Below are 24,158 nucleotides of genomic sequence, written 5' to 3'. Positions count from 1 at the left end.
GGGTAGTGAATTGCAAATGCACGAGCGCCGCCAGGGCGCTCGTTTTGCTTTTGGGCAGTGAGGGCTCTCTGTTGGCCGGCTGTGCTCGACCTGGCTTAAATTGCCGTGGCGCGCTATTGGATTTGGCTGCTTGGGCGCTGCCGGGCAGCCCGGTGAGAAGATGTGTGCGCCGCTTCTGGCGTGCTGCTCAAAATGGTGGTTCACCGCCTGATTTACTGTCAGAATGCCACATTCGTCCGTGGGGACAGGGAAGTTCTGCCTAGCCATCATCAGGTTCAGTTGCTGGTTTCGTAAGCGGTCTCTGTCTCTGGGCTCGTCCACTTGATTGGCAGGCTAGAGCGTGAGTGGTATTACAAGCATCCCCCCTACTGCGACCCACCCTGAGATTGATCTTTTCTCGCTTCTACAGGCCCTCTGGCGCAAAAAGTTGCAGATTGCTGCAGTCTCCGTCGTGTGTGGAGTGGCTGCGGCAGCCTATTCATTGAGCGTGACGCCCCAGTATGAAGTGAGGACGGTGTTGCTGCCTGCCGCGCTGAAGGACCTGGATGCACTTAACCGATCGCAGGTCTACTCACTGCCGCCCTCCGAGGCGCTTCGGCGTGTGGGTGCTTCGTTGGGCTCCTACAAGACGCGTCTGGAGTATTTTCGTGGCAATGAGCAACTTCAAAAGGCCTTTGTGACGAATGGGCGCTCTGAGGAGCAAGGCTTCGAAGAGTTCAATCGTCGTGCATTGAAGTTGCAGCAGGCTGACCCGAAAAAGGTTGAGGCGCAGGCCGCGTTTATTGACCTTGAAATGAGTTACCCAAAGGGTATCGAAGGGCAGGATGTGTTGAACGGTCTTGTTCAGTTCACGCTGGAGAGGGAGCGTCTACAGATTTCCCAGGAGTTCAGGGTTATCGTCGACAATCGCCTCAGTGAGGTAGACGCAAAAATTGCGGTTGCCCGTGTCGACTATGATGCGGAAAAGGAAAACCGTCTTGCCGAGCTTCGGGAGGCCGATTCGTTGCGACGTGCCCAGCTCAACGATGAGCTGCGTGCCTTGCGCGTGCAACTGAAGGTCATGCGCGAGGACCGTATCGCTCAGCTGAGCGAGGCCATTGAAATCGCACGCACGCTCGGGTTGTCCAGGCCGGCGTCACCTTCTTCCCTGGCGCAGCAGGGAGATGAGAAGGGCGGGAATGTGATTCGTACTGAAATCAACAATCAGCAAATGCCTCTTTACTTCATGGGCACCGAGGCATTGGAGGCGGAGCGTCAAACGCTGCGCAAGCGTTCTTCCGATGATTTCACTGAGCCACGGATCGCGCAGATTCGCAAGGATCTGCTGTTGCTCGAGCAGAATCGTACTGTCCAGCAGTTGCAGCAGCGTCAAAATGATGAGTTGTTCGTCAAGGGTGTCGAAAAGCTACGTGCCGAGCGGATACGTTTGTCAAATATCAGTACCGATTTGAGTGAGTTGCGGCTGGTCAATATCGATCGCCCAGCCGTAGCACCTTCCTCACCTATCTACCCGCGAAAGTCGCTGTTCGTTGTGTTGGGTCTGGTCGTGGGGGGCTTTGTGGCGAGTCTTCTGGTCTTGATGCGGCATGCATTCAAGTCGCTGCGCCGGGAGCAATTGCGCGCCATTAATTTGCCGCTATCCAGGGTGGTTGAAACCGAGGTACCTGTGGCATTGCCTTCACGGTCTCAATGAGTGCGTGGCATAGCATGTCGCAAGGAAGTTTGCGCGAATGATAATTCTTCGCGTTAACTTCCTTGAGCGGTGTCTGCCGACTCTTCCCGCTAGGGAAGCTCGTGTGGCTGAGGTAGAATGCGCCCAGGCGTGGCCGAGATATCGTTGAATCAAGGCGAAGTGCTATTACTTCAGGGACGTTCATACGGCAACGGCTCAAGGCTGACACCTGTGAAGACTTCAAGGGATGTCCTCGTCGGATTATTTATCAACAATGAGGTCACGGTTGGACCTCGTTACTAAATATTGGATAACACATGCTTTCATTGAATGATACCAAGCTTGCTGTGATTGGCCTTGGCTATGTGGGTCTGCCGCTTGCCGTTGAGTTTGGTAAGCAGCGCGAGGTTATTGGGTTTGATATCAATCAGGCACGTATTGATGCTTTGAATGAAGGGCACGATGCCACGTTGGAAGTCAGTGATGAGGAATTATCGCTAGCTCGCGGCTTGCGCTACAGCGCTAATGTGGAAGATCTGCGCACTTGCAATGTATTCATTGTCACTGTTCCCACGCCGATTGATGAGTACAAGCAGCCCGACCTCACGCCGCTGGTGAAAGCCTCTGAAACCATTGGCAAGGTGCTGAAGCGCGGCGATATCGTCATCTATGAGTCCACTGTTTATCCTGGGGCGACCGAGGAGGACTGCGTGCCGGTACTCGAGAAGTTCTCCGGCCTGGTTTTCAACAAGGATTTCTTCGCAGGTTACAGCCCTGAGCGAATCAACCCGGGCGATAAAGAGCACCGTGTCACCACCATCAAGAAAGTCACCTCCGGCTCCACGCCTGAAGTCGCTGACCTGGTGGATGCGCTTTACCGTGAAATCATCATCGCCGGGACGCACAAGGCCAGCAGCATCAAGGTGGCTGAGGCGGCCAAGGTGATCGAGAACACCCAACGCGACCTGAACATTGCTTTGATCAATGAATTGGCGCTGATCTTCAACAAGATGGGGATCGATACGGAGGCCGTGTTGCAAGCAGCCGGCACCAAATGGAACTTCCTGCCGTTCCGGCCAGGCCTGGTGGGCGGTCACTGCATTGGTGTCGACCCGTATTACCTGACCCACAAGGCGCAGAGCATCGGTTATCACCCGGAAATTATCCTCGCCGGCCGTCGGCTCAACGACAGCATGGGCGCCTATGTCGTTTCCCAGCTGGTCAAGGCGATGGTCAAGCGCCGTATCCATGTTGACGGTGCCCGTGTACTGATCATGGGCCTGACCTTCAAGGAAAACTGCCCCGACCTGCGCAACACCAAAGTGGTGGATATCGTCAAGGAACTGCAGGAATACAACATCCAGGTGGACGTTCACGACCCATGGGTGAGCGTCGAGGAAGCACAACATGAGTACGGCATCACGCCGGTCCAGCAGCCTGTTCAGGGTGCTTATGACGGTGTGATCCTGGCAGTCGCTCACCAGCAGTTCAAGGATCTCGGCATCGAGAGCATTCGCAGCCTGGGCAAGGCTGAACATGTGCTGTATGACCTAAAGTACCTGCTGCCGGCAGAGCAATCGGACCTGCGCCTGTAACTCATGTGGAGGTGCGTTGCACCTCCTGTGTTTTCTTTTTGGGTGAAATTTCATGACTGCTTACCAAGACCTTGTCGAAGCACTCCCTCGTGCTCCGCGGACCTGGCTGATCACGGGAGTGGCCGGTTTCATTGGCTCCAACCTGCTGGAGACCTTGCTTAAACTCGGCCAGCGAGTCATCGGGCTGGACAACTTCGCCACTGGGCATCAGCGCAACCTGGACGAGGTTCAGGGCCTGGTCTCGCCAGCGCAGTGGTCGGCCTTCGAGTTCATAGAGGGCGATATTCGCAATCTCGCGGATTGCCACAAAGCCTGTGCAGGTGTCGACTATGTGTTGCACCAGGCTGCCTTGGGTTCGGTGCCGCGTTCGATCAATGATCCGATCACCACCAATGGCACCAACATCGATGGCTTCCTGAACATGCTGGTGGCCGCGCGCGATGCGGGTGTCAAGAGTTTCACCTATGCCGCCAGCAGCTCGACTTATGGTGACCACCCTGGTTTGCCAAAAGTCGAGGAAACCATCGGCAAGCCGCTTTCGCCCTACGCAGTGACAAAGTACGTGAACGAGCTGTATGCGGAGGTGTTTGCGCGTACGTATGGCTTCACTACCATCGGCTTGCGTTACTTCAATGTGTTCGGCAAGCGCCAGGACCCTAATGGTGCCTATGCCGCGGTGATCCCCAAGTGGACCTCAGCGATGATCAGCGGCGAAACCGTGTTCATCAACGGTGATGGCCAGACCAGTCGCGACTTCTGCTACATCGAGAACACGGTGCAGGCGAACCTGCTGGCTGCGACTACACAGGACGCTGAAGCACGTAATCAAGTCTACAACGTCGCGGTCAGCGGCCGTACCGACTTGAACCAACTGTTCGCGGCCTTGCGCCAGACCCTGGGCGACAACGGTGTCAGCTATCTTCAGGATCCGGTATATCGGGACTTCCGAGCGGGTGATGTGCGCCATTCCCAGGCCGACATCGGCAAGGCTCGCAGGCTGCTTGGGTATGAGCCTCAGTTCGATATTGCCAGTGGCATCGCTCAGGCCATGCCATGGTATGTTGGCTTTCTGAAGTAACGACCATCACCTGGAGGGGGCTGCCGGCGGGCGAGGCTCCCTTGTTTCATTTTGGCCCTTTGTGGGGCTGATAGTTCGAATATGGATTAGTCCAAGCGCATGAAAATTCTCGTCACTGGCGGAGCAGGTTTCATTGGATCGGCAGTGATCCGCCATATCCTGGCGAACACCGCCGATAGCGTGATCAATGTCGACAAGCTGACTTATGCGGGTAACCTCGAGTCCCTGGTTGAGGTAGAGGGTAGCGAGCGGTATTGCTTCGAGCAGGTCGACATCTGCGACCGCGCGGCTGTAGACCGGGTACTGCGGACTCATCGGCCGGATGCCATCATGCACCTGGCCGCCGAGTCGCATGTGGACCGCTCCATCGATGGCCCGGCAGCGTTCATAGAAACCAATATCGTGGGTACCTACACGCTTCTGGAGGCCACCCGTCAGTATTGGCTGGCATTGGACGAGGCGGGCAAAGCAGCCTTCCGGTTTCATCACATCTCCACCGATGAGGTATATGGTGACCTCGAGGGTCCCGCGGACCTCTTCACCGAAGAGACGCCCTATGCGCCGAGCTCGCCGTACTCCGCCAGCAAGGCTAGCTCGGATCACCTGGTCAGGGCCTGGAGCCGTACCTATGGCTTGCCGGTACTGATCACCAATTGCTCGAACAACTATGGGCCGTACCATTTCCCGGAAAAGCTCATCCCGCTGATGATCCTCAACGCACTCGAGGGCAAGCCGTTGCCGGTGTATGGCAAAGGTGACCAAGTGCGGGATTGGCTGTATGTCGAAGATCACGCTCGTGCCCTGTACACCGTGCTGAGCCGTGGCGAAGTGGGTCAGACCTATAACATTGGCGGTCATAACGAGCGACGCAATATTGAAGTGGTTCACGCCCTGTGTGCATTGCTCGACGACTTGCGCCCGGTGGCGCAGAACCCGTCGGTTGCACACTTGTCGAGCTATCGCGAACTGATCACCCATGTACAAGATCGGCCAGGCCATGATCTGCGTTACGCTATCGACGCGAGCAAGATCCAGCAGGCCTTGGGTTGGGTCCCAGAGGAAACGTTCGAGAGCGGGATCCGCAAGACTGTACAGTGGTACTTGGACAATCTGCAGTGGTGCCGACGGGTCCAGGATGGCAGCTATCAGCGAGAGCGCCTTGGCGCCTTCGCCAACGGAGAGGCGCTCGTATGAAAGGTATCGTTCTTGCCGGAGGTTCCGGCACGCGCCTGTACCCCATCACCAAGGGTGTTTCCAAGCAACTGCTGCCCATCTACGACAAGCCGATGATCTACTATCCGCTGTCGGTTCTGATGCTGGCTGGCATCCGCGATATCCTTCTGATCAGTACGCCCGAGGATATCGGCGGTTATCAGCGTCTGTTGGGGGATGGAAGTGATTTTGGCATCAACCTGAGCTATGCCTTGCAGCCCAGCCCGGATGGGCTCGCTCAAGCCTTCGTCATTGGCGAGGAGTTCATTGGCCAGGATTCGGTCTGCCTCGTCCTGGGTGACAACATCTTCTATGGGCAGGGCTTTACCCCGATGCTGCGTCAAGCGGCCCAACGTCCGTCAGGCGCAACGGTATTTGGTTACCAAGTGAAGGACCCGGAACGCTTCGGTGTCGTTGAGTTCGATGAACAGAAGCGCGTGGTATCAATTGAAGAGAAGCCCGCCAAGCCCAGGTCTCGCTTCGCGGTCACGGGGCTGTACTTCTACGATAACGATGTCATCGAGATTGCCAAGGCTGTCCAGCCGTCACCCCGAGGCGAGCTGGAGATTACCTGTGTCAACAATGCCTATCTTGAGCGGGGCTCGTTGAATGTAGAGCTCATGGGGCGTGGTTTTGCCTGGCTTGACACCGGTACGCATGAAAGCCTGCTGGAAGCCGGGCACTTCGTGGAAACCATCGAGAAACGCCAAGGTTACAAAGTGGCCTGCCTCGAGGAAATTGCCTTCAACAACGGATGGCTGGAGGAGGATGACCTTCGCCGTATTGGCAATTCGCTGAAAAAGAACAGCTATGGCCAATATTTGTTGTCGCTAGTCGAGGAACTGTCATGAGCGAAAAACCCGTATTTGTTACCCAGCCATTCCTGCCGCCACTGGAAGAGTTCATCCCTTACCTGCAGCAGATCTGGGACAACAAGATCCTGACCAACGGCGGGCCGATGCACCAGCAACTGGAGCAGGCCCTCTGCGACTATCTTGGGGTCGAGCACGTTGCATTGTTCAACAATGGCACGATTGCCTTGCTTACTGCCTTGCAAGCGCTTCGGGTCACGGGCGAGGTCATCACGACACCCTACTCGTTCGTAGCCACTGCCCATTCGCTATTGTGGAATGGCATCAAGCCGGTCTTTGTAGATATCGACCCTGTCACATTGAACCTCGACCCGGAGAAAATCGAGGCGGCCATCACCCCGCAGACCACGGCCATCATGCCGGTTCACTGCTATGGCAACCCATGTGATGTCGAGGCGATCCAACGGATTGCCGAAAATTACAACTTGCGCGTGATTTACGATGCCGCACATGCCTTTGGCGTCAAAGATGCGGGCGGTAGTGTGCTGCGCCATGGCGATCTGAGCGTGTTGAGCTTCCACGCGACGAAGGTCTTCAATACCTTCGAAGGCGGGGCGATCATCTGCCCGGATGCCAGGACCAAGAAGCACATCGACCGACTGAAAAACTTTGGTTTCGTTGATGAGTTGACCGTTGTCGCCCCTGGTATCAACGGTAAGATGAGCGAAGTGAATGCCGCATTCGGCCTGCTTCAGTTGCAGCACATGGATCATGCCATGGAGCGTCGCCAGGCAATTGCCCAAGCTTATTGCGCTGGCTTGAAGGACGTGAAGGGCATCCAGGTGGTGGGTGATGCGGGGCAGGCCGTCTCCAATAACTCCTACTTCCCGATCCTGATAGAACACGATTATCCATTGGGGCGTGATGAGCTTTATGAAAAGCTGAAGCTCAGTAATATTTTTGCCCGTCGCTATTTCTACCCGTTGATCAGTGACTTCCCCATGTACCGTGGAATGAAGTCTGCCCAGCAGGAGAATCTGCCGGTGGCAAGGAAGGTGTCGGACAAGGTGCTTTGCCTGCCCATTTATACTGCGATGGAAGACCGCGCCGTCCAGGAAATCATTTCCATACTCAAGGCCGTGTGATCGTGAAGTTGGCAATCATGCAACCCTACCTGTTCCCCTATGCTGGGTATTTCAACCTCGTGGCGCAGGTGGACAAGTTTGTATTCTATGATGATGTTAACTTCATCAAGGGTGGCTGGATCAATCGGAACCGTTTATTGCTGTCTGGCGATGTGCGGTATTTCACGGTGCCCCTGTCGGGCGCCAGCCCAAACTTGAAGATCAACCAGGTGAAAGTTCAACCGAAAGCCGCCTGGGAGCGCAAGCTTCTTGAGAGCATTCGGCAGTCCTACGCCAAGGCACCCCATTTCGCCGCGTGTTTCGATCTCATCAAGGATGTTCTTGATGGCGACGCCGAAAGCATTGCCGCATTGGCCCGACGCAGTATTATAAAGAGCGCTGAACGCCTCGGATACGACGTGGCGTTTGTCGAAACGTCGGCGATTTATGGCAACGCGGAGCTTTCGGCCGCGGATCGCGTCATCGACATCTGCGTAAAAGAGCAGGCGTCGCAGTACGTAAACTTGCCAGGAGGCAAGGACCTTTATAGTCACGATGCATTTGCGAGGCGCGGTGTTGCACTCCACTTCAGTCGCCCGGCGCTTGCTGCCTATGCACAATTTCGGGCGCCCTTCGAAGCGGGCCTTTCGATTGTGGACATGATGATGTTCAATGATTTCGAAACCTGTGCCGCTCTGATAGCCCAAGAGCGTGATGCATGAGCGCGGCCATTGGTGGATACTTCGGCCTGGCAATGCCAGCGGCGAGCACGCAGCGTTATGCCGATGCGCAGTATTTTCAATCGGCGCGGGCTTGCTTTTACGCCCTGCTTCAGAAGGGAAGGCCTAAGCGGGTCTGGTTACCCTTCTACAACTGTGACGCCATGCTGGGGCCCTTGGAAGCGTTAGGTATCGAGTACGCTTTCTATTCCATCAATGATGATTTCTCCGTTGCGGAGAGTGTTCAACTTGCCACCGGCGAGTGGTTGGTGTACGTCAACTATTTTGGTCTTTGTGACCTTCAGCAAGCTGACGTCCTGCGGCGTTTCAACCCGCAACAGGTCATTTTTGACCATGCGCAAGCTTACTTCTCCCCGGCCAAGGAGTGCTTGGCAACCCTCTACTCACCTCGAAAATTCTTTGGCGTGCCGGATGGCGGTTTGCTGATATCAAGGCTGAAGGTCGAGCAGACGCGTGCGGATGAAGAGGCCTCCCATAGGCGCATGGCCCATCTGCTCAGGCGTTTTGCTGATTCGGCTGAGGCGGGATATGCCGATTATCAGGTGGCGGAGGAGAGCTTGGAGGTGTTTGACGCCAGTGAAATGTCCCTGTTGTCACGTCGTCTTCTTGCTTGTGCGGATAGCGATGAGGTCATGGCGTCACGAAATCAGAACTTCAGGATGCTGCATGAAGCGTTGGCGGAACACAATGCACTTGCATTTGACCTTTCTGCGCTGCGAGGGCCGTTGTGCTACCCATTCCTGAACAAGGAAAATGAAACCGTTCGCCTGCGCTTGCTAAGTAAAAAGGTGTACAGCGCCCGATACTGGAATGAGTGCCAAGCCCGCTGTGCAGAAGGGTCGAGGGAGTCGGCCCTCAGTCGGCTCTTGCTGCCACTTCCTTGTGATCAGCGCTATGGAGCAGAGCAGATGCAATACATGATCGCCAATGTAAAGAAGGGGTTGAGCGGTGACTGAATTCTACCTACGAGAGCTTGGGCGACAGGACGTCTCGACGATCAATGAATGGCGCAATGACCGCAGGGTCATTGACTGCCTCGGTAGCCCTTTCCGTTTTGTTGGGGAAGAAGTAGATGGTAACTGGCTGAACGGATACCTGGCGAATCGAAATAATGCCGTCAGACTGGCGATCTGTGAAAAAAGCAGCGGTCGACTGGTTGGCGCCGTGTACTTGTTATCAATCGACTGGTTGTCGAGAAGTTGTGAATTTGCGATCTGGATCGGAGAAAACAGCTATCAGGGGCGTGGTGTTGGGTCTTTTTCCACTCAAGAAGCCTTGCGTCATGCTTTTCATGACCTGAATTTGAACCGGGTCTACCTGACCGTGCTGGAAGATAACGATCGCGCAGTCGGCCTTTATCGCAAGGTCGGTTTCTCGGTTGAGGGTACCCTGCGTCAAGCGGTATTCAAGAATGGTGCGTACCGCAATATGGTGCAAATGTCGATATTGGCAGAGGAATACCGCAGCGTAAACGGGCTGGAAACGTAACGTGTCATTGAAAAATAACATCATTGCCAATTACGTCAGCCAGATTTATGTAGCACTGATCGGCATAGTCATTCTGCCTCTTTATATGAAATCGATGGGGGCGGAAGCTTACGGCTTGATCGGTTTCTTTACCATGCTGCAATCCTGGTTCATGTTGTTGGACCTTGGGTTGACGCCCACCGTCGGACGGGAGACGGCCAGGTTCAAGGCAGGCAGTATGTCGGCCATTGCTTACAGGCGCCTGGTTCGGGCATTGAATAGTATCTTCCTGATTATTGCAGTCGTCGGTGGTGTAGGGCTACTGGTTTGCTCGGACACTATTTCAACTCATTGGCTTAAAGCTGAAACGTTAACGCATGATGTGGTGGTTGGCGCGGTCCAGATCATGGCGGTTTGTATTGCACTGCGCTGGATGGGCGGGTTGTACCGGGGGGTCATTACCGGCAGTGAAAGATTGGTGTGGCTGAGTGGGTTCAACGCGGTAATCGCCTCATTGCGTTTCATTGCGGTTTTTTTCTCGATGCACCTCTACGGGTATACGGTGATCGTATTCTTCGTTCATCAGCTTGTCGTTGCGATCATCGAGTTTGGCGGCTTGCTGTTGATGGCGAGGTCATTGTTGCCCGCGCTCGAAAAAGGTGAGCAACCGATCGGATGGTCGTTTGGCTCAGTCAGGCCGCTTCTCAAGTTTGCGTTGAGCATTGCTTTCACTTCATCGGTTTGGGTACTGGTCACTCAGTCCGACAAAATGATCCTGTCTGGCGTCTTACCGCTGGCTGAATATGGGTATTTCACGCTGGCCGTATTGGTGGCGAGTGGGATCATGGTGCTCAGCGGCCCTGTGAGCAATGCGATTCTTCCGCGTATGGCCAGGCTGCATGCGGAAAAGAAAAGTGATGAAATGATTCGCCTATACCGAATCACCACCCGTTTCATTGCGACCTTCATTGGTTCAGTCACCATCGTGCTGGCATTCTGCGCGAAGCCTCTTCTTATCATCTGGACCGGGGACGAGGCGCTTGCCGCCACCACTGCGCCCGTGCTGAGCTTGTACGCTTGGGGTAATGGGTTCTTGGCGTTGGCGGCGTTTCCTTACTATCTACAGTATGCGAGAGGTGACTTGAAGTATCACCTGGTGGGCAGCCTGGCCACTGTTTGTGTTCTGGTGCCGGCAATGGTCATTGCCGCCTCGAAGTTTGGTGCCTTGGGTGCCGGATGGGCGTGGCTGCTAACCAATGGTTCATTCCTGCTGATATGGGTGACCTATGTGCATTACAAGCTTGAACCAGGGTTGCAGTGGCGGTGGTTGCTGCTCGACTGTTTCAAGGTGGTTTTACCGGCGGTGTTGGTCGTTTGGGGGGGAGTACAGGTCATCGATTTCTCCTCTGACAGGTTGGTGGCACTGGCTCAGGTGATTGCGGTTGGCTTATTGGCGTTGGCTGTTTCTTGCAGTTTATCAGCGCGTTCTATTTTAGTTGCCTTCAAAGGGGCGCGAGGTTGAGATGGGCGATCAGGTGAAAGTGTCTATTTGTATTGTGACGTACAATCAGGAGCAATACATAGCGGAGTGCCTGCAAAGTGTCGTCGATCAAGTGGCTGACTTTTCATTTGAGGTGGTTGTCAGTGATGACGCTTCTTCAGATCGGACGCCAGAGATAATCAGGGACTTTTCGCTTAAGTATCCAGGGTTGTTCAAGGTGTTTTTGCACGAGAAAAACCTGGGGGCGGGTGATAATTTTGTGTTCGCACACCAGCAAGCTCGGGGTGAGTATATTGCTCATCTTGATGGTGATGATTACTGCTTGCCTGGAAAGTTGCAGGCGCAAGCGGATTACCTTGATCAACATCCTCGTTGCAATATTGTGTGGCACAAGATGCTGGTGGAATTGCCTGATGGTAGCCTCCTTGGGCACTCACAAGTGCCTGATTCCATGAAGACGGCGGCTGGATATGTCTACGATATGGAGTTTGATCGAGGGGCAATCATTCAGTTTATTGCAGTGGGTGCCAATAGCTCGAAGATGTATCGGAAAAGCGTGCGAGAGTACGAGGTTGCTGATTTCGATACGCTTGATTACTTTGCCAATGTCGAGCAGGTGGGTGACGGCGTTGGCTGTTTTGCCTGTGACAGCCCGTTGGGGGTTTATCGTGCTGGTGTTGGAGTATCCTCTGGGAGCAGCAAGACGCGCTTGCTGCTATGCAAGACCTTCCTGTACTTCGCAAGCAAATATCCTCAGTACAGGTCGCAGGTCAACACCGCGGCATTGACCTACCTGTTGGTAGACTTGAAAAACCGCAGAGGTACGTGGTGGGATTTCTTCAAGGTTTACCTGAGAACGTTTCATCCGCTTTCCGTGGTCAGGTTTTATCGTGGCATGAATGTCATCAGGCAGTTGAGGCTAGGCAAATGATTTTACTTGCGAACATTCGTCAGGATCTTCGGCGTTTCACGAACGGTGGTGGAGTGTTGCGTTCGCTCAAGATAGTGCTCGTCAGCCATGCGTTTCACCTGGTGTTTTGCTATCGACTGGGTGTCTGGCTTTCGGCAATGCCGCTGGTAGGGGGTGTGTTGCGAATTCTGTTCGAATATCTTATTCGGGTGGTCTATGCGAGTGATATCTCGCTGCGCGCGCAAATCGGCCCGGGGCTGGTGATCATGCATGGGCATGACATTGTCATTGGCAGTTCTGTGGTCATTGGCAAGAACTGTAAAATACTCAACGGCGTGACGTTTGGAAACAAGGACACCGAAGCCTTGGATAATCAGCAACCCTGCTTGGGTGATGATGTGGTCGTGGGCACCGGCGCGAAGATTCTAGGGGGGGTGAAAATTGGCAACCGCGTAAAAATTGGCGCCAACAGTGTAGTGACCAAAGATATACCTGATGGTGCGACGGCTGCCGGTGTGCCCGCGCGCGTTCTTTCAGTAAATAATTAAATCAAGAAGTGATTCGCACGAGGCCTGTCAAGTGCTAGTTTCACCATTTACCCTCCTGTTGGTTCTCTATTTCTTTACCAATTTCATCTCGTTGGTATTCGGGATCTATGATGGCGGGATGCTGCTGGAGGGGACATTTTTTGAGTTGGGTGCAGAGTCCTTGGTCTGGGCGTTTTTACTCCAGCAGCTATTTGTACTCTTGCTGTGGAGTCTGTATCGGCTGCATATCCGGCGCTGTTCACGTGCGCCGCTGGTGTTGGGTGGCAATTACGGCCTATTTCTTCTCGCCGTCCAACTTTTTTTCATGGCATACAATCAGATTTCCGGAATCAACGTGGCGGGGGTCGAGTCCCATGGTAGCGGCGCGCTCAATTACCTGTTTGTCCTTGTTCCCCCGGATGTGTTGTTTGTTCTGATTGGCGTCGGATTGCGTTCGAGTCGTTGGTTCTGGTTGAACTGCCTGGTTTTCCTCGCGTCCATGTTCTTGCGTGGCTGGATGGGGGGGATCTTCGTCGTTGTGGTGCTGATCCTGTGCCGAAGCTACCCCATTCATATTTCCATGAGGAGTTTCTTCCGCGGTATGGTCGGCCTTGGGTTCGTGGCACTGCTCCTGCCAGTCGTCATTGAAGCGAAATGGGCAATGCGAACGGGCGTGAGTGTGTCGGCCTTCATGGAGGGGCTCGCGGCGTTGAGCCTGGAGGGCTATGGGGAGGCGGTACGTTATGTCATGAACCGTTTGCAACACGTAGGGCATGTGGCCTTGATCATGGAGCATGCAAGCATGCTCCATGATTTCTATGTGAGCGGCGCCTTCATTCCTTACTGGGCGGACGGCCTCCCTCAAATGACTGTCTACAAGGTGCTGGGCTACGATTATCTGCGTGTCAATACGTTCCTCGTCAACGAGATATTTGGCTATCCGGACGCATACTGGAACACCAACCCCGGCCTGGCTGGTTGGGCTGCTCTGCTGCAGGAACGAGCGGTCATGCTGTTTATCTACGTTGTGGTGCTGTTGACTTTCGTTTATGCGGTACTCGGCAGGTATGGCGGTTCTCGCTATGTGTTGCTGATTGGCTGTTTTTCTCTTGTCTACCTTTACCATGGTTGGGTGGGCGCGTTTTTCAACTTGTGCCTTTACGGCGTTTTTTTGATGGTTTTCGCGCGTCTGCGTTTGTTACCGCGATACCGCGTTCGGGCAGGGTCTGCTCAATGACGGTGTGTATCGGCCAATCGGTTGCCTGCTACGCAGGACGTTTTGCAAAGTGCTGTTGAATTCGAGAGTGACAGGGTTAGCATGAAACCGGTATTACTGATCGTTGTTAACGATCCGGCTTTTTTTATTTCTCATCGATTGCCGATTGCCGAGTCTGCGCGCGAGGCGGGGTATGAAGTTCACGTGGCTACGCAGGCGGGGGCGCGGGTCTCTGACATCTCACGTCTCGGTTTTGCTCACCATGAATTGCCCTTGTCGCGCAGTGGAAAGAATCCACTTCTTGAGTTGAAGTCGCTGTTGGCACTTTGGGCGTTGTGCTGGCGTGTACGTCCCAATGTGCTGCATCTGGTAACCATCAAGCCCGTCTTGTACGGCGGAATCGTTGCCCGGCTTTCTCCGGTCCGGGGTGTACTGGCTGCCATTTCAGGGCTCGGATTCGTTTTCATGGCCCAAGGCGGAAAAGCATCGGTACTGCGCAAGATCATTTCGCTGATGTACAGAGTGGCATTGGGGAAGCGGAATCTCAGGGCGGTTTTCCAGAATCCGGACGATCAGAAGGCTCTGGCTTCCATTGGCGCGATCACGGCGGCGAAAAGTGTGCTGATTCGAGGATCTGGCGTGGACTTGCGACAGTACTCACCTTGCCCGGAGCCTGCCGGTCAGCCCGTGGTGACGTTCGCCGCGCGACTATTGCGTGACAAGGGGGTGCTCGAGTATGTGGAGGCTGCCCGAATCCTCCGGCAGCGCGGAGTCAGTGCAAGCTTTCAGCTGGTTGGTGACCCGGACCCTGGCAATCCCACCAGTATCAGTGCGGATGAGTTGTTGCATTGGGGGCAGCAAGGCCTTGTCACCTGTCTGGGCTATCGGGCGGATATGGAGACGGTGTTCCAGCGTTCGCATATCGTTGTCCTGCCTTCTTATCGTGAAGGTTTGCCGAAAGTCTTGGTGGAGGCTGCTGCCTGCGGCCGCGCGGTAGTTACCACTGATGTTCCAGGCTGCCGTGATGCTATCGAGCCAGGCATTTCCGGACTTTTGGTACCCGTGCGCGACGCGCACGCGCTGGCCGACGCGATCGAACGCCTGATCGTGGATAGACAATTGCGCCAGGACCTGGGCAAGGCGGGCAGGGCGCTTGCCGAGCGTGCCTTTGCGATCGAAAGCATCGTCGCACAACACCTGGACATCTATCGCACCCTGGAGAACAACGCTTGAAACAGCGCAAAGTGCTGGTTACCGGAGCGAGTGGCTTCGTCGGATCCCGTGTGGTCGATCGATTGCTGCTTGACCACACCATCGAGGTCCTTGCCGGAACCCGCCGTCCCAAGGCCGATTTGCCTGCCGGTGCGACCCCTGTGGTGATGGGCGCCTTGGGAGAGGGGCGCGAAGAAATGTCGCTGGCAGGTGTGCAAGCGGTCATCCATTGCGCTGCCCGCGTACATGTCATGAACGAGCAATCGTCAGATCCGCTCGCCGAGTTTCGCAAGGTGAATGTCGACGGTACCCTGGCATTGGCGCGTCGTGCCGCGGCCGACGGGGTCGAACGCTTCATCTTCATCAGTTCGGTAAAGGTCAATGGCGAGGGCACCGACGGTCGCCGACCTTACCAGGCCGATGAACTGCCACATCCTGTCGACCCTTATGGTATCTCCAAGCTTGAAGCCGAGAGGGCGCTTCAGGCGCTGGCGCAGGAAACGGGAATGGGCGTGGTGATCATTCGCCCGGTCCTGGTCTACGGCCCGGGGGTCAAGGCCAACTTCCAGGCAATGATGAAGTGGCTGGTCAAGAAGATCCCGCTACCTTTGGGGCTGGTCCACAACAAGCGCAGCATGGTCGCGCTGGACAATCTGGTCGACCTGATCAGCGTCTGCGTTGACCACCCGAGCGCGCTCAACCAGGTGTTTCTCGCCAGCGATGGCGAGGATCTCTCCACGCCCGAACTGTTACGCAGGACCGCCAAGGCGCTTGGGGTCAAGGCGACGCTTCTGCCCATCCCGGCATGGGTGCTGAAAGCGGCCGCTCGCGCCATCGGTCGAACCGGCATGGCGGAGCGCCTGTGCGGTTCCCTGCAAGTCGATATCGGCAAGACACAACAACTGCTCGACTGGACGCCACCCCTGAGTGTCGATCAAGCTCTGTCCCTTGCTGCCCGTCACTATCTGGACCTGGAACGTTCGAAAGCATGACTCTCTGGTTGATTCTACCCTTGCTTCTTTTGCTGGCCTGGCTGCTGACGGGTTGGCTGCGTCGTTATGCCCTGGCCCGCAGCATCATCGACGTACCTAATGCGCGTAGCTCCCATACCGTGCCGACACCCCGTGGCGGTGGTGTTGCCATTGTCCTGACGTTCCTGGCTTCGGTGCCGGTCCTGGCCAGTCAAGCGTTGCTCGACTGGAGCCTGGCTTGGGCGCTGTTGGGGGCAGGATCGGGTATCGCCATCCTGGGCTTTCTGGACGACCATGGGCACATCGCGGCCCGGTGGCGGCTGTTGGGGCACTTCACGGGTGCGGCCTGGGTGCTGTTCTGGCTTGGTGGGTTGCCACCGCTTCAGGTCTTTGGGCATGAGCTGGCGTTGGGCTGGGTCGGCCATGTGCTAGCGCTGTTCTACCTGGTATGGCTACTTAATCTGTACAACTTCATGGACGGCATTGACGGTTTGGCCAGTATCGAGGCGATCTGTGCCTGCCTGGGGGGGGCTCTACTGTACTGGCTCAGCGGCCATGACAGCGAGGCCTGGGGAGCGATTGCACTGGCATGCGCCGTAGCAGGCTTCCTGATCTGGAACTTCCCTCCCGCGCGCATCTTCATGGGGGATGCCGGAAGCGGTTTTCTGGGTATTGCCCTGGGTATTCTGTCGCTGCAGGCGGCGTGGGTCGACTCGAGCCTGTTCGCGGCCTGGCTGATCTTGCTGGGGGTCTTTGTCGTCGATGCAACGGTCACGCTGGTACGCCGCTTGCTGCGTGGCGAGAAAGTCTATGAAGCACACCGCAGCCACGGCTACCAGTTCGCCTCGCGGCAGTTTGGCCGGCACATGCCGGTAACCCTGGCGGTATTGGCAATCAATGTCGTCTGGCTATTGCCGCTGGCCTGTGCGGTTGCCCTTGGCAAGCTCGACAGTGTCGTCGCGCTGCTGATCGCTTACGCACCGTTGGTGCTGCTCGCCATCAAGTTCAACGCCGGGCAGGCAGAGCACCGCTGATCACCTGTTAAGCTGGGCAACAGGCAATCGAAAATAATAGGGCTGCGCTCAGGTGATGAGGAAGGAAATACAGAGGGGATATGGATAGATTGAGAAAACGTATGCTCGCGCTGCCACGTCGTTACAAGCGCGCGCTACAAGTCGTTACCGACCTGGTATTGGTCTGGCTTGCGCTGTGGCTGGCATTTGTCGTGCGCATTGGCTTCGACGAAATGAACAATCCGATCAAGGGGCACCTTTGGTTGTTCGCCTCGGCTGCGCTGGTCGCCATTCCGATTTTCATTCGTTTTGGTATGTATCGGGCGGTCATGCGCTATTTCGGTAACGATGCCCTGATCATGATTTTCAAGGCCGTCAGTCTCTCAGCCCTGATCCTGGCGCTGGTCGTGTACTGGTACAGTAACCACACCACCGTGGTACCGCGCTCGATCATCTTCAATTACTGGTGGCTGAGCCTGGTGATGATCGGTGGCCTGCGCCTGGTGATGCGCCAGTATTTCCTGGGCGACTGGTATGCTGCCAAGCAACACATGCCCTTTACCAGCAGTGAAAACGGTCTGCCCAAGGTCGCGATCTACGGGGCCGGGGCTGCCGGCAACCAGCTGCTGGCGGCATTGCGCATGGGGCGGGTGATGCGTCCAGTCGCCTTCATCGATGATGATGAATCGATCGCCGATCGGGCGATCTCCGGTCTGCAAGTGTTCCGCAGCAAGGACATCCAGCGGATGCTCGACATTACCGGGGCGGAGGAAGTGCTGCTTGCCATTCCATCGGCCACGCGTGCACGCCGTCGCGAAGTCCTGGGTGCGCTTGAGAAGTTTCCGCTGCATGTGCGCAGCGTGCCGAGTGTCATGGACCTCGCCAGTGGACGCGTCAAGGTCGACGATATCCAGGAAGTGGATATTGCCGACCTTCTGGGGCGCGACGCGGTCCCGGCGCAGCAGGATCTCCTGGCCCACTGCATCACCGGCAAGGTCGTCATGGTCACCGGGGCAGGGGGGTCGATCGGCTCGGAGCTATGCCGGCAGATTCTGATGCTCCAGCCGCGTACGCTGCTACTGTTCGAACACAGCGAGTTCAACCTGTATAGCATTCACAGCGAACTGGAGCAGCGTATACAGCGCGAGTCGCTTTCGGTGCGCCTTGTGCCATTCCTGGGTTCGATCCGTAATCCGAGGCACCTGTTCGACACCATGAGCATCTGGCACGTGGACACGGTGTATCACGCGGCGGCGTACAAGCATGTGCCGATGGTCGAGCACAATATCGCCGAAGGCGTGCTCAACAATGTGATTGGAACATTGAACACGGCACAAGCTGCGTTGCAGGCGAATGTCGCCAACTTCGTGCTGATTTCCACCGACAAGGCGGTGCGCCCAACCAATGTCATGGGCAGCACCAAACGCCTCGCGGAAATGATCCTGCAAGCGTTGAGCAAGGAAATCGCTCCCGTCCTGTTCGGTGATGCCGGCAATATTGCCCGGGTGAACAAGACCCGCTTCACCATGGTGCGATTCGGTAACGTGCTGGGTTCGTCGGGCTCGGTGATCCCGCTTTTCCACAAGCAGATCAAGGCTGGGGGACCGCTGACGGTCACGCACCCCAAGATCACTCGCTACTTCATGACCATTCCCGAGGCGGCCCAGTTGGTCATACAGGCTGGGTCCATGGGCCAGGGGGGGGATGTATTCGTCCTGGACATGGGGGAACCTGTAAAGATCGCCGCGCTGGCGGAAAAGATGGTGCATCTTTCCGGTTTGAGTGTCAGGTCGGAAAAAAACCCCCATGGAGATATTGCCATCGAGTTCTCGGGGTTGCGTCCAGGCGAGAAACTGTACGAAGAGCTCCTGATCGGCGATAACGTATCGCCCACCCCGCATCGGATGATCATGACGGCGAACGAGGATTACCTGAGCTGGGATGTATTGAAAGAGCAGCTCTCGGCTCTGGTGGTCGCCGTGGATACGGAGGACTTCCAGTCTGTCCGACAGCTGCTGCGGGGTATGGTCAGTGGTTACTCACCAGAAGGCGAGATTGTTGACTGGGTCTATCAGCAACGCCGTCAGGATGTCTGAACGGCGGCGTTTCCGGTAGGGCTGCAAGAAGTGGCTTACAGCTGGCAGTCATTGTGCTGTCAGCTGTTCAATTTGGTAACTATTCGCTTTGCGCAAGCGCTTTCACGACACTGTTCGAGCCGTTACTTTTGCCTAGGCAGCCATGGAGATGCTGCCTCGCAATCCTCGACTCACAGGAGTGTCCAAATGCGCAATACCACTTTCTCTCTTCTGTTACTTCCGCTTCTTGCAGGCCTATCCTTGCCCCTCAGTGCGGCGCCCTCGTCTTCCGGTATCCCCGAGGTTATGCCCATTACCACCTCATCGTTGACTGCTCCGGCCTTGAAGATAAACATCAACAGTGCCGATGCGCCGTCTCTTCAGCAGGCCCTTGAGGGTATCGGCAAGGCGAAGGCCGAGGCGATCGTGGCCTACAGGGAGGCCAATGGACCATTTACTTCGGTCGACGAACTGCTCGAAATCAAGGGAATTGGCAATTCGCTGTTGGAGCGCAACCGTGACAAGTTGATACTGGAATAAGCCAAGGGGTGGTCGGGCATTTTCGAATGCTCGGCCTCCGTTATGTTGTTCAGCGGTCCTTTGCTTCCTTGGCATCCATTTCCGCGTTGCGTTGATGGATTTTCTGCAGTTGTTCTTCGGTCAACGGCAGCTTCTTCGCGGTGTCGCGCAGCATCAACAGCCCACCTACGATGGAGCCGAGCGCTATGGCGAGTATAAGCCAGGCATACCAAGGCATTGTCATGCTCCTTTGTTGGTTCGAGTGCTACCTAATACAGGTTGGAGCGAACAGGTTTCTCATTGGTTCAATTATAGGCGGGGCGTTCAACGGAGCCAATTAGACCGACTCGCGGCCCCCAAAGCGCTCACCACTTCGTTTACAATGCGCGCCGTTCAAGACTTGCCAAGAGACCCTGCCCATGTCCGCCTGCCAGACGCCCCTTATCGTCGCCCTGGATTTCCCCACCCGTGACGCCGCCCTGAAGTTGGCTGACCAGCTCGATCCGGCGCTGTGCCGGGTAAAGGTCGGCAAGGAGCTGTTCACCAGCAGTGCTTCGGGGATTGTCGAGACCCTTTGCGCCAAGGGCTTCGAAGTGTTTCTCGATCTCAAGTTCCACGACATCCCCAACACCACCGCCATGGCGGTCAAGGCGGCGGCCGAGATGGGCGTGTGGATGGTCAACGTGCACTGTTCCGGTGGCCTGCGCATGATGTCAGCTTGCCGAGAGGAGTTGGCCAAGCGTAGTGGTCCGCAGCCACTGTTGATCGGTGTGACCGTGCTGACCAGCATGGAGCGCGAGGACCTGGCTGGCATTGGCCTGGACGTCGATCCGCAGGAGCAGGTGCTGCGTCTGGCGGCGTTGGCGCAAAAAGCCGGTATGGATGGCCTGGTGTGTTCGGCACTGGAGGCGCCCGCATTGAAAGCGGCTCATCCGTCACTGCAACTGGTCACTCCGGGGATTCGCCCGGCGGGCAGTGCCCAGGACGATCAGCGTCGGATCTTGACTCCGCGCCAGGCGCTGGATGCGGGGTCTGACTACCTGGTGATCGGGCGTCCGATCAGCCAGGCGGCGGATCCGGCCAAGGCTTTGGCTGCCGTGGTGGCCGAGATCCGCGGCTGATCTGTAAGGGCCAGGGCCGCGTTGCGGCCCATCGCGGGGCAAAACAGAACCCATTGATTTGTTATGAGCCCTGTAGGAGCGGCTTTAGCCGCGATCACCCGCGAAGCGGGTGTCAGACACCCTGTTGCCTGCATCGCGGCTAAAGCCGCTCCTACAGACTGCGCGACAGCGCAGCCCCGAAGCCCTCAGACCTTCAGCACCAACTTGCCGAAATTCTCCCCGCTGAACAGCTTGAGCAAGGTTTCCGGGAAGGTCTCCAGCCCCTGCACCACGTCCTCCTTGCTCTTGACCTTGCCGCTGGCCAGCCATTCGGCCATCTCCTGCGCCGCCTTGCCATACTCCTTGACGTAGTCCATGACCACGAAACCTTCCATGCGCGCACGGTTCACCAGAAGCGACAGGTAGTTTGCCGGCCCCTTCACCGCCTCCTTGTTGTTGTACTGGCTGATTGCGCCGCAGATCACTACCCGGGCCTTGAAATTGAGGCGCGAGAGCACGGCATCCAGAATGTCACCGCCGACGTTGTCGAAGTACACATCCACGCCATTGGGGCATTCGCGCTTGAGGCCGGCCAATACGTCTTCGGCCTTGTAGTCGATGACACCGTCGAAGCCCAGTTCATCCTTGAGGTATTGGCACTTCTGCGCACCGCCGGCAATCCCGATCACCCGGCAACCCTTCAGCTTGGCGATTTGCCCGGCAATACTGCCGACCGCGCCGGCGGCGCCCGAGATCACCACCGTCTCGCCAGCCTTGGGCTGGCCGACATCGAGCAGGGCGAAGTAAGCGGTCATGCCGGTCATGCCCAAGGCTGAAAGATAGCGGGGTAGCGGGGCGAGCTTGGGGTCTATCTTGTACAGGCCCTGTGGCGCACCGGTGTAGTAGTCCTGCACGCCAAGTGCTCCGTTCACATGATCGCCGGCCTTGAAGTCCGGATGCCTGGAGGCGATCACCTCGCCGACCCCCAAGGCACGCATCACCTGACCAAGGGCCACAGGCGCAATGTAGGACTTGCCCTCGTTCATCCAGCCACGCATCGCGGGGTCCAGTGACAAGTAAAGGTTCTTGACCAGCACCTCGTTTTCGTCGGGTTGCTTGGTGGCCACCTCCTCGTAGGTGAAGTCTTCGCGACGCACGGCGCCGACCGGGCGTTTGGCAAGGAGGAAACGGCGGTTGCTGGTGGACATGGCGAAATCTCCTGAAGTGGGGTAGTCGAGGTAGGATGATCGACTCCGATCCTGTCCTGCGTCACGCAAGATCACCGCGAACGATAGTAGTCCAACCGTAGCCCTGATGATGCTGCCCAGCCGCTCGGCAGGCTGACTAGACTCAGGCTCGAATCCAGTTCCCAGAAGGAGCCAATGATGGGCATGACGTTCTCCGGCCAGGTCGCACTGGTCACTGGCGGTGCGGCAGGCATTGGTCGGGCGACCGCCGAGGCTTTTGCGGCAGAAGGCCTGAAGGTGGTGGTAGCCGATCTCGATGCGGTGGGTGGCGAGGCCACGGTCGCACAGATTCGCCAGGCGGGCGGTGAGGCGCTGTTCGTGGTCTGCGACGTGACCCGTGACAGCGACGTGCGGCAACTGCATGAAAGAATCGTCGCGGCCTATGGCCGGCTTGACTACGCCTTCAACAACGCCGGCATCGAGATCGAGAAAGGCCGGCTGGCCGAGGGCAGCGAGGCAGAGTTCGACGCGATCATGGGGGTCAACGTCAAGGGCGTCTGGCTGTGCATGAAGTACCAGTTGCCCCTGTTGCTGGCCCAGGGCGGTGGGGCGATCGTCAACACCGCGTCGGTGGCGGGCTTGTCGGCGGCGCCGAAGATGAGCATCTATGCGGCCTCCAAGCATGCGGTGATCGGCCTGACCAAATCGGCGGCCATCGAGTACGCCAAGAAGGGCATCAGGGTCAACGCGGTATGTCCGGCGGTCATCGACACCGACATGTTCCGCCGTGCCTATGAAGCGGACCCGCGCAAGGCCGAGTTCGCTGCGGCGATGCACCCGGTCGGGCGCATCGGCAAGGTCGAGGAGATCGCCAGTGCAGTGCTGTACCTGTGCAGCGATGGCGCGGCGTTCACGACCGGGCATAGCTTGACGGTCGATGGTGGGGCATTGGCCATCTGAGTTCAGGCCTGCTGCTGCCGTGGCATGCGCAAGCTTTTTTGGAGTTGCAGGGCAACCAGCAGGCAGCCGCTTACCAGGCCAATGCCAAATAGTAGCAACGCGCTGTTGGCCCCCAGGTGGTCGCTTAGCAGGCCCGTGAGGATCACCGGCAGGCTGAAGCCCAGGTAGGCCAGCAGGAAGAACCCGGCGCTGGCGCGGGTCTTCTCCTGGCCTGCCAGTTGATTCACCGCAGCCAGTCCACCCAGGTAGATGAAACCGTAGCAAGCACTGCTGGCGGTGATCGCACCTATCAACACGCCGGCCAGGTTGCCGCTTGCTGCGGCCCAGGCTAGCAACCCATAGCTGCACGGCAGGATCAACAACCCCAACAACGTCGCTCGAGTGCTGGAAAGGCGGCGGGCGATGGGCTGGAACAACAGGCCGCAGCTGATCACGCAGAACGTCGAGAAGCCAGACCAGGCGCTCAAGCCATGCGCACGCAGGATACCCGGCAGCAGCGCGATGACCAGGCCGACACAGGCCCAGGCCAGCAGAATCGCAAAGCCATAGGCCAGGCTCCCTGGGGGATAGAAAGGCAGACGCAACATGGCACCGCGCCGCACCGGGCGAGGGTCAGGCAGGCGCCAGACCAGTAGCAGGGCAATTGCAGCCAGTGCCAGTTGCAGGTGGAAGCTGCCAGGCGTGAGTGTGGGACCGCGCAACAGGAACAGGCTGGTCAGTGCCGCGCCCAGGCCGAAGCCCAGGGATGTGCTGGCAGTGACCCAGTTGGCCGCGCGGCTGCCGAGCTCGGGCGCCATCAGTTCGCCCATGTAGGCGGTGGCCGTGGCCGAGGCCAGGCCGGTGCCCAGCCCCAGGAACAGGCGCGCCACGGCCAAGGCTTCCAGGCCGGGTGCCAGCAGCATGATCAGGGTGGCAAGCATCGACAGCCCCAGGGCCGCGAGAATCAGCGGGCGTCGGCCGACCCGGTCGGCGAGGCCGCCGAGGGCCAGTAAAACCGGCAGCACGCCGAGCACATAGCCGGAAAAGGCCACGGCGGTGGCGGCCGCGCCTCGTCCGGACAAGTCGGCGTAGGCGATATACAGGGGGGCCTGAAGGTTCACCGCGAGGGTGATCAGGCACAGGGCAAAGGCCAGCAAGGCCGGGGCATGACGAGAGGGCATCGCAAGCATCCGTTGGGGGAGTGTCCGATGCAGCTTCGAGGTCATGGCCTGTCCTCGACAAGGTACACGACAGGGGCATTTGTGATTAACTGTTTGCCTGAAAATAG

General features: G+C 57.1%; 23 protein-coding genes. 20 read left to right on the top strand and 3 right to left on the bottom strand.

All coding sequences use genetic code 11. The features are described 5' to 3' along the window. The first annotated feature begins 340 nt into the window (after positions 1–340). The 18 genes from P5705_RS06510 (at position 341) to P5705_RS06425 (ending at position 19,665) form a co-directional block, all read left to right on the top strand. On the top strand, positions 341–1,693 hold the full coding sequence (locus tag P5705_RS06510; protein ID WP_277460067.1) for a Wzz/FepE/Etk N-terminal domain-containing protein: 1,353 nt from the start codon (positions 341–343) through the stop codon (positions 1,691–1,693). A 296-nt stretch (positions 1,694–1,989) separates the two neighbouring features. Continuing rightward, positions 1,990–3,267, top strand: coding sequence for a Vi polysaccharide biosynthesis UDP-N-acetylglucosamine C-6 dehydrogenase TviB (gene tviB, locus P5705_RS06505; RefSeq protein ID WP_277460066.1), 1,278 nt, complete (start codon positions 1,990–1,992; stop codon positions 3,265–3,267). Between the two features lie 52 nt (positions 3,268–3,319). Then, entirely contained in the window at positions 3,320–4,345 is a 1,026-nt protein-coding gene (locus tag P5705_RS06500) for an NAD-dependent epimerase/dehydratase family protein (RefSeq protein WP_277460065.1), read from the top strand. A gap of 99 nt (positions 4,346–4,444) precedes the next feature. Continuing rightward, on the top strand, positions 4,445–5,539 hold the full coding sequence (rfbB, locus tag P5705_RS06495; protein ID WP_277460064.1) for a dTDP-glucose 4,6-dehydratase: 1,095 nt from the start codon (positions 4,445–4,447) through the stop codon (positions 5,537–5,539). Further along, positions 5,536–6,408, top strand: coding sequence for a glucose-1-phosphate thymidylyltransferase RfbA (gene rfbA / locus P5705_RS06490; RefSeq protein WP_277460063.1), 873 nt, complete (start codon positions 5,536–5,538; stop codon positions 6,406–6,408). Before rfbB ends, rfbA begins: the two co-directional genes overlap by 4 nt. Then, positions 6,405–7,514 carry a DegT/DnrJ/EryC1/StrS family aminotransferase gene (locus P5705_RS06485; protein ID WP_277460062.1) on the top strand — a complete coding sequence of 370 codons (1,110 nt, stop codon included), beginning with the start codon at positions 6,405–6,407 and terminating at the stop codon, positions 7,512–7,514. Before rfbA ends, P5705_RS06485 begins: the two co-directional genes overlap by 4 nt. Positions 7,515–7,531: 17 nt before the next feature. Continuing rightward, on the top strand, positions 7,532–8,215 hold the full coding sequence (locus tag P5705_RS06480) for a WbqC family protein (protein WP_277460061.1): 684 nt from the start codon (positions 7,532–7,534) through the stop codon (positions 8,213–8,215). Beyond that, positions 8,212–9,189, top strand: a complete 978-nt coding sequence (locus tag P5705_RS06475; protein ID WP_277460060.1) for a hypothetical protein — start codon at positions 8,212–8,214, stop codon at positions 9,187–9,189. Before P5705_RS06480 ends, P5705_RS06475 begins: the two co-directional genes overlap by 4 nt. Then, positions 9,182–9,721 carry a GNAT family N-acetyltransferase gene (locus P5705_RS06470; protein ID WP_277460059.1) on the top strand — a complete coding sequence of 180 codons (540 nt, stop codon included), beginning with the start codon at positions 9,182–9,184 and terminating at the stop codon, positions 9,719–9,721. The genes P5705_RS06475 and P5705_RS06470 overlap by 8 nt, the downstream gene beginning before the upstream one ends. A 1-nt stretch (position 9,722) precedes the next feature. After that, positions 9,723–11,222, top strand: a complete 1,500-nt coding sequence (locus tag P5705_RS06465) for an oligosaccharide flippase family protein (protein ID WP_277460058.1) — start codon at positions 9,723–9,725, stop codon at positions 11,220–11,222. A 1-nt stretch (position 11,223) separates the two neighbouring features. Next, positions 11,224–12,132 carry a glycosyltransferase family 2 protein gene (locus tag P5705_RS06460; RefSeq protein ID WP_277460057.1) on the top strand — a complete coding sequence of 303 codons (909 nt, stop codon included), beginning with the start codon at positions 11,224–11,226 and terminating at the stop codon, positions 12,130–12,132. Then, the gene (locus P5705_RS06455) at positions 12,129–12,659 is read left to right on the top strand and encodes a serine O-acetyltransferase (RefSeq protein ID WP_277460056.1); all 531 of its coding nucleotides are present in this window, start codon (positions 12,129–12,131) and stop codon (positions 12,657–12,659) included. Before P5705_RS06460 ends, P5705_RS06455 begins: the two co-directional genes overlap by 4 nt. 31 nt (positions 12,660–12,690) lie before the next feature. After that, complete coding sequence (gene wzy, locus P5705_RS06450) at positions 12,691–13,875, top strand: oligosaccharide repeat unit polymerase (RefSeq protein WP_277460055.1); 1,185 nt, start codon at positions 12,691–12,693, stop codon at positions 13,873–13,875. Positions 13,876–13,956: 81 nt separating this feature from the next. Then, a complete protein-coding gene (locus tag P5705_RS06445) occupies positions 13,957–15,087 on the top strand; it encodes a glycosyltransferase family 4 protein (RefSeq protein WP_277460054.1) in 1,131 nt (376 codons plus the stop codon). After that, on the top strand, positions 15,084–16,058 hold the full coding sequence (locus P5705_RS06440) for a UDP-glucose 4-epimerase family protein (RefSeq protein WP_277460053.1): 975 nt from the start codon (positions 15,084–15,086) through the stop codon (positions 16,056–16,058). Before P5705_RS06445 ends, P5705_RS06440 begins: the two co-directional genes overlap by 4 nt. Then, positions 16,055–17,071: an MraY family glycosyltransferase gene (locus tag P5705_RS06435; protein WP_277460052.1), complete on the top strand. Its 1,017-nt coding sequence runs from the start codon at positions 16,055–16,057 to the stop codon at positions 17,069–17,071. The genes P5705_RS06440 and P5705_RS06435 overlap by 4 nt, the downstream gene beginning before the upstream one ends. An 80-nt stretch (positions 17,072–17,151) precedes the next feature. Beyond that, positions 17,152–19,146: a polysaccharide biosynthesis protein gene (locus tag P5705_RS06430; RefSeq protein ID WP_277460051.1), complete on the top strand. Its 1,995-nt coding sequence runs from the start codon at positions 17,152–17,154 to the stop codon at positions 19,144–19,146. Between the two features lie 186 nt (positions 19,147–19,332). Continuing rightward, complete coding sequence (locus P5705_RS06425) at positions 19,333–19,665, top strand: ComEA family DNA-binding protein (RefSeq protein ID WP_277460050.1); 333 nt, start codon at positions 19,333–19,335, stop codon at positions 19,663–19,665. Positions 19,666–19,714: 49 nt separating this feature from the next. Here the strand turns inward: P5705_RS06425 and P5705_RS06420 are convergent, their stop codons facing one another. Then, the gene (locus P5705_RS06420; RefSeq protein ID WP_277460049.1) at positions 19,715–19,882 is read right to left on the bottom strand and encodes a DUF2897 family protein; all 168 of its coding nucleotides are present in this window, start codon (positions 19,880–19,882) and stop codon (positions 19,715–19,717) included. A 181-nt stretch (positions 19,883–20,063) separates the two neighbouring features. On the opposite strand from P5705_RS06420, the gene pyrF reads away from it, so the two are divergent. Further along, a complete protein-coding gene (gene pyrF, locus P5705_RS06415) occupies positions 20,064–20,765 on the top strand; it encodes an orotidine-5'-phosphate decarboxylase (RefSeq protein ID WP_213660076.1) in 702 nt (233 codons plus the stop codon). 185 nt (positions 20,766–20,950) lie between these two features. Here the strand turns inward: pyrF and P5705_RS06410 are convergent, their stop codons facing one another. After that, on the bottom strand, positions 20,951–21,952 hold the full coding sequence (locus P5705_RS06410) for an NADP-dependent oxidoreductase (protein WP_277460048.1): 1,002 nt from the start codon (positions 21,950–21,952) through the stop codon (positions 20,951–20,953). A 177-nt stretch (positions 21,953–22,129) separates the two neighbouring features. On the opposite strand from P5705_RS06410, the gene P5705_RS06405 reads away from it, so the two are divergent. Further along, complete coding sequence (locus tag P5705_RS06405) at positions 22,130–22,891, top strand: SDR family oxidoreductase (protein ID WP_277460047.1); 762 nt, start codon at positions 22,130–22,132, stop codon at positions 22,889–22,891. Positions 22,892–22,893: 2 nt separating this feature from the next. On the opposite strand, the gene P5705_RS06400 is transcribed toward P5705_RS06405, so the two are convergent. After that, entirely contained in the window at positions 22,894–24,051 is a 1,158-nt protein-coding gene (locus P5705_RS06400) for an MFS transporter (RefSeq protein ID WP_277460046.1), read from the bottom strand. Positions 24,052–24,158 lie beyond the last annotated feature (107 nt).

Source organism: Pseudomonas entomophila (assembly GCF_029478665.1).
GTDB classification, from domain to species: domain Bacteria; phylum Pseudomonadota; class Gammaproteobacteria; order Pseudomonadales; family Pseudomonadaceae; genus Aquipseudomonas; species Aquipseudomonas entomophila_F.
The sequence above is the reverse complement of the archived record's forward strand: the minus strand, read 5'-3'. Positions and strand labels throughout refer to the sequence as shown.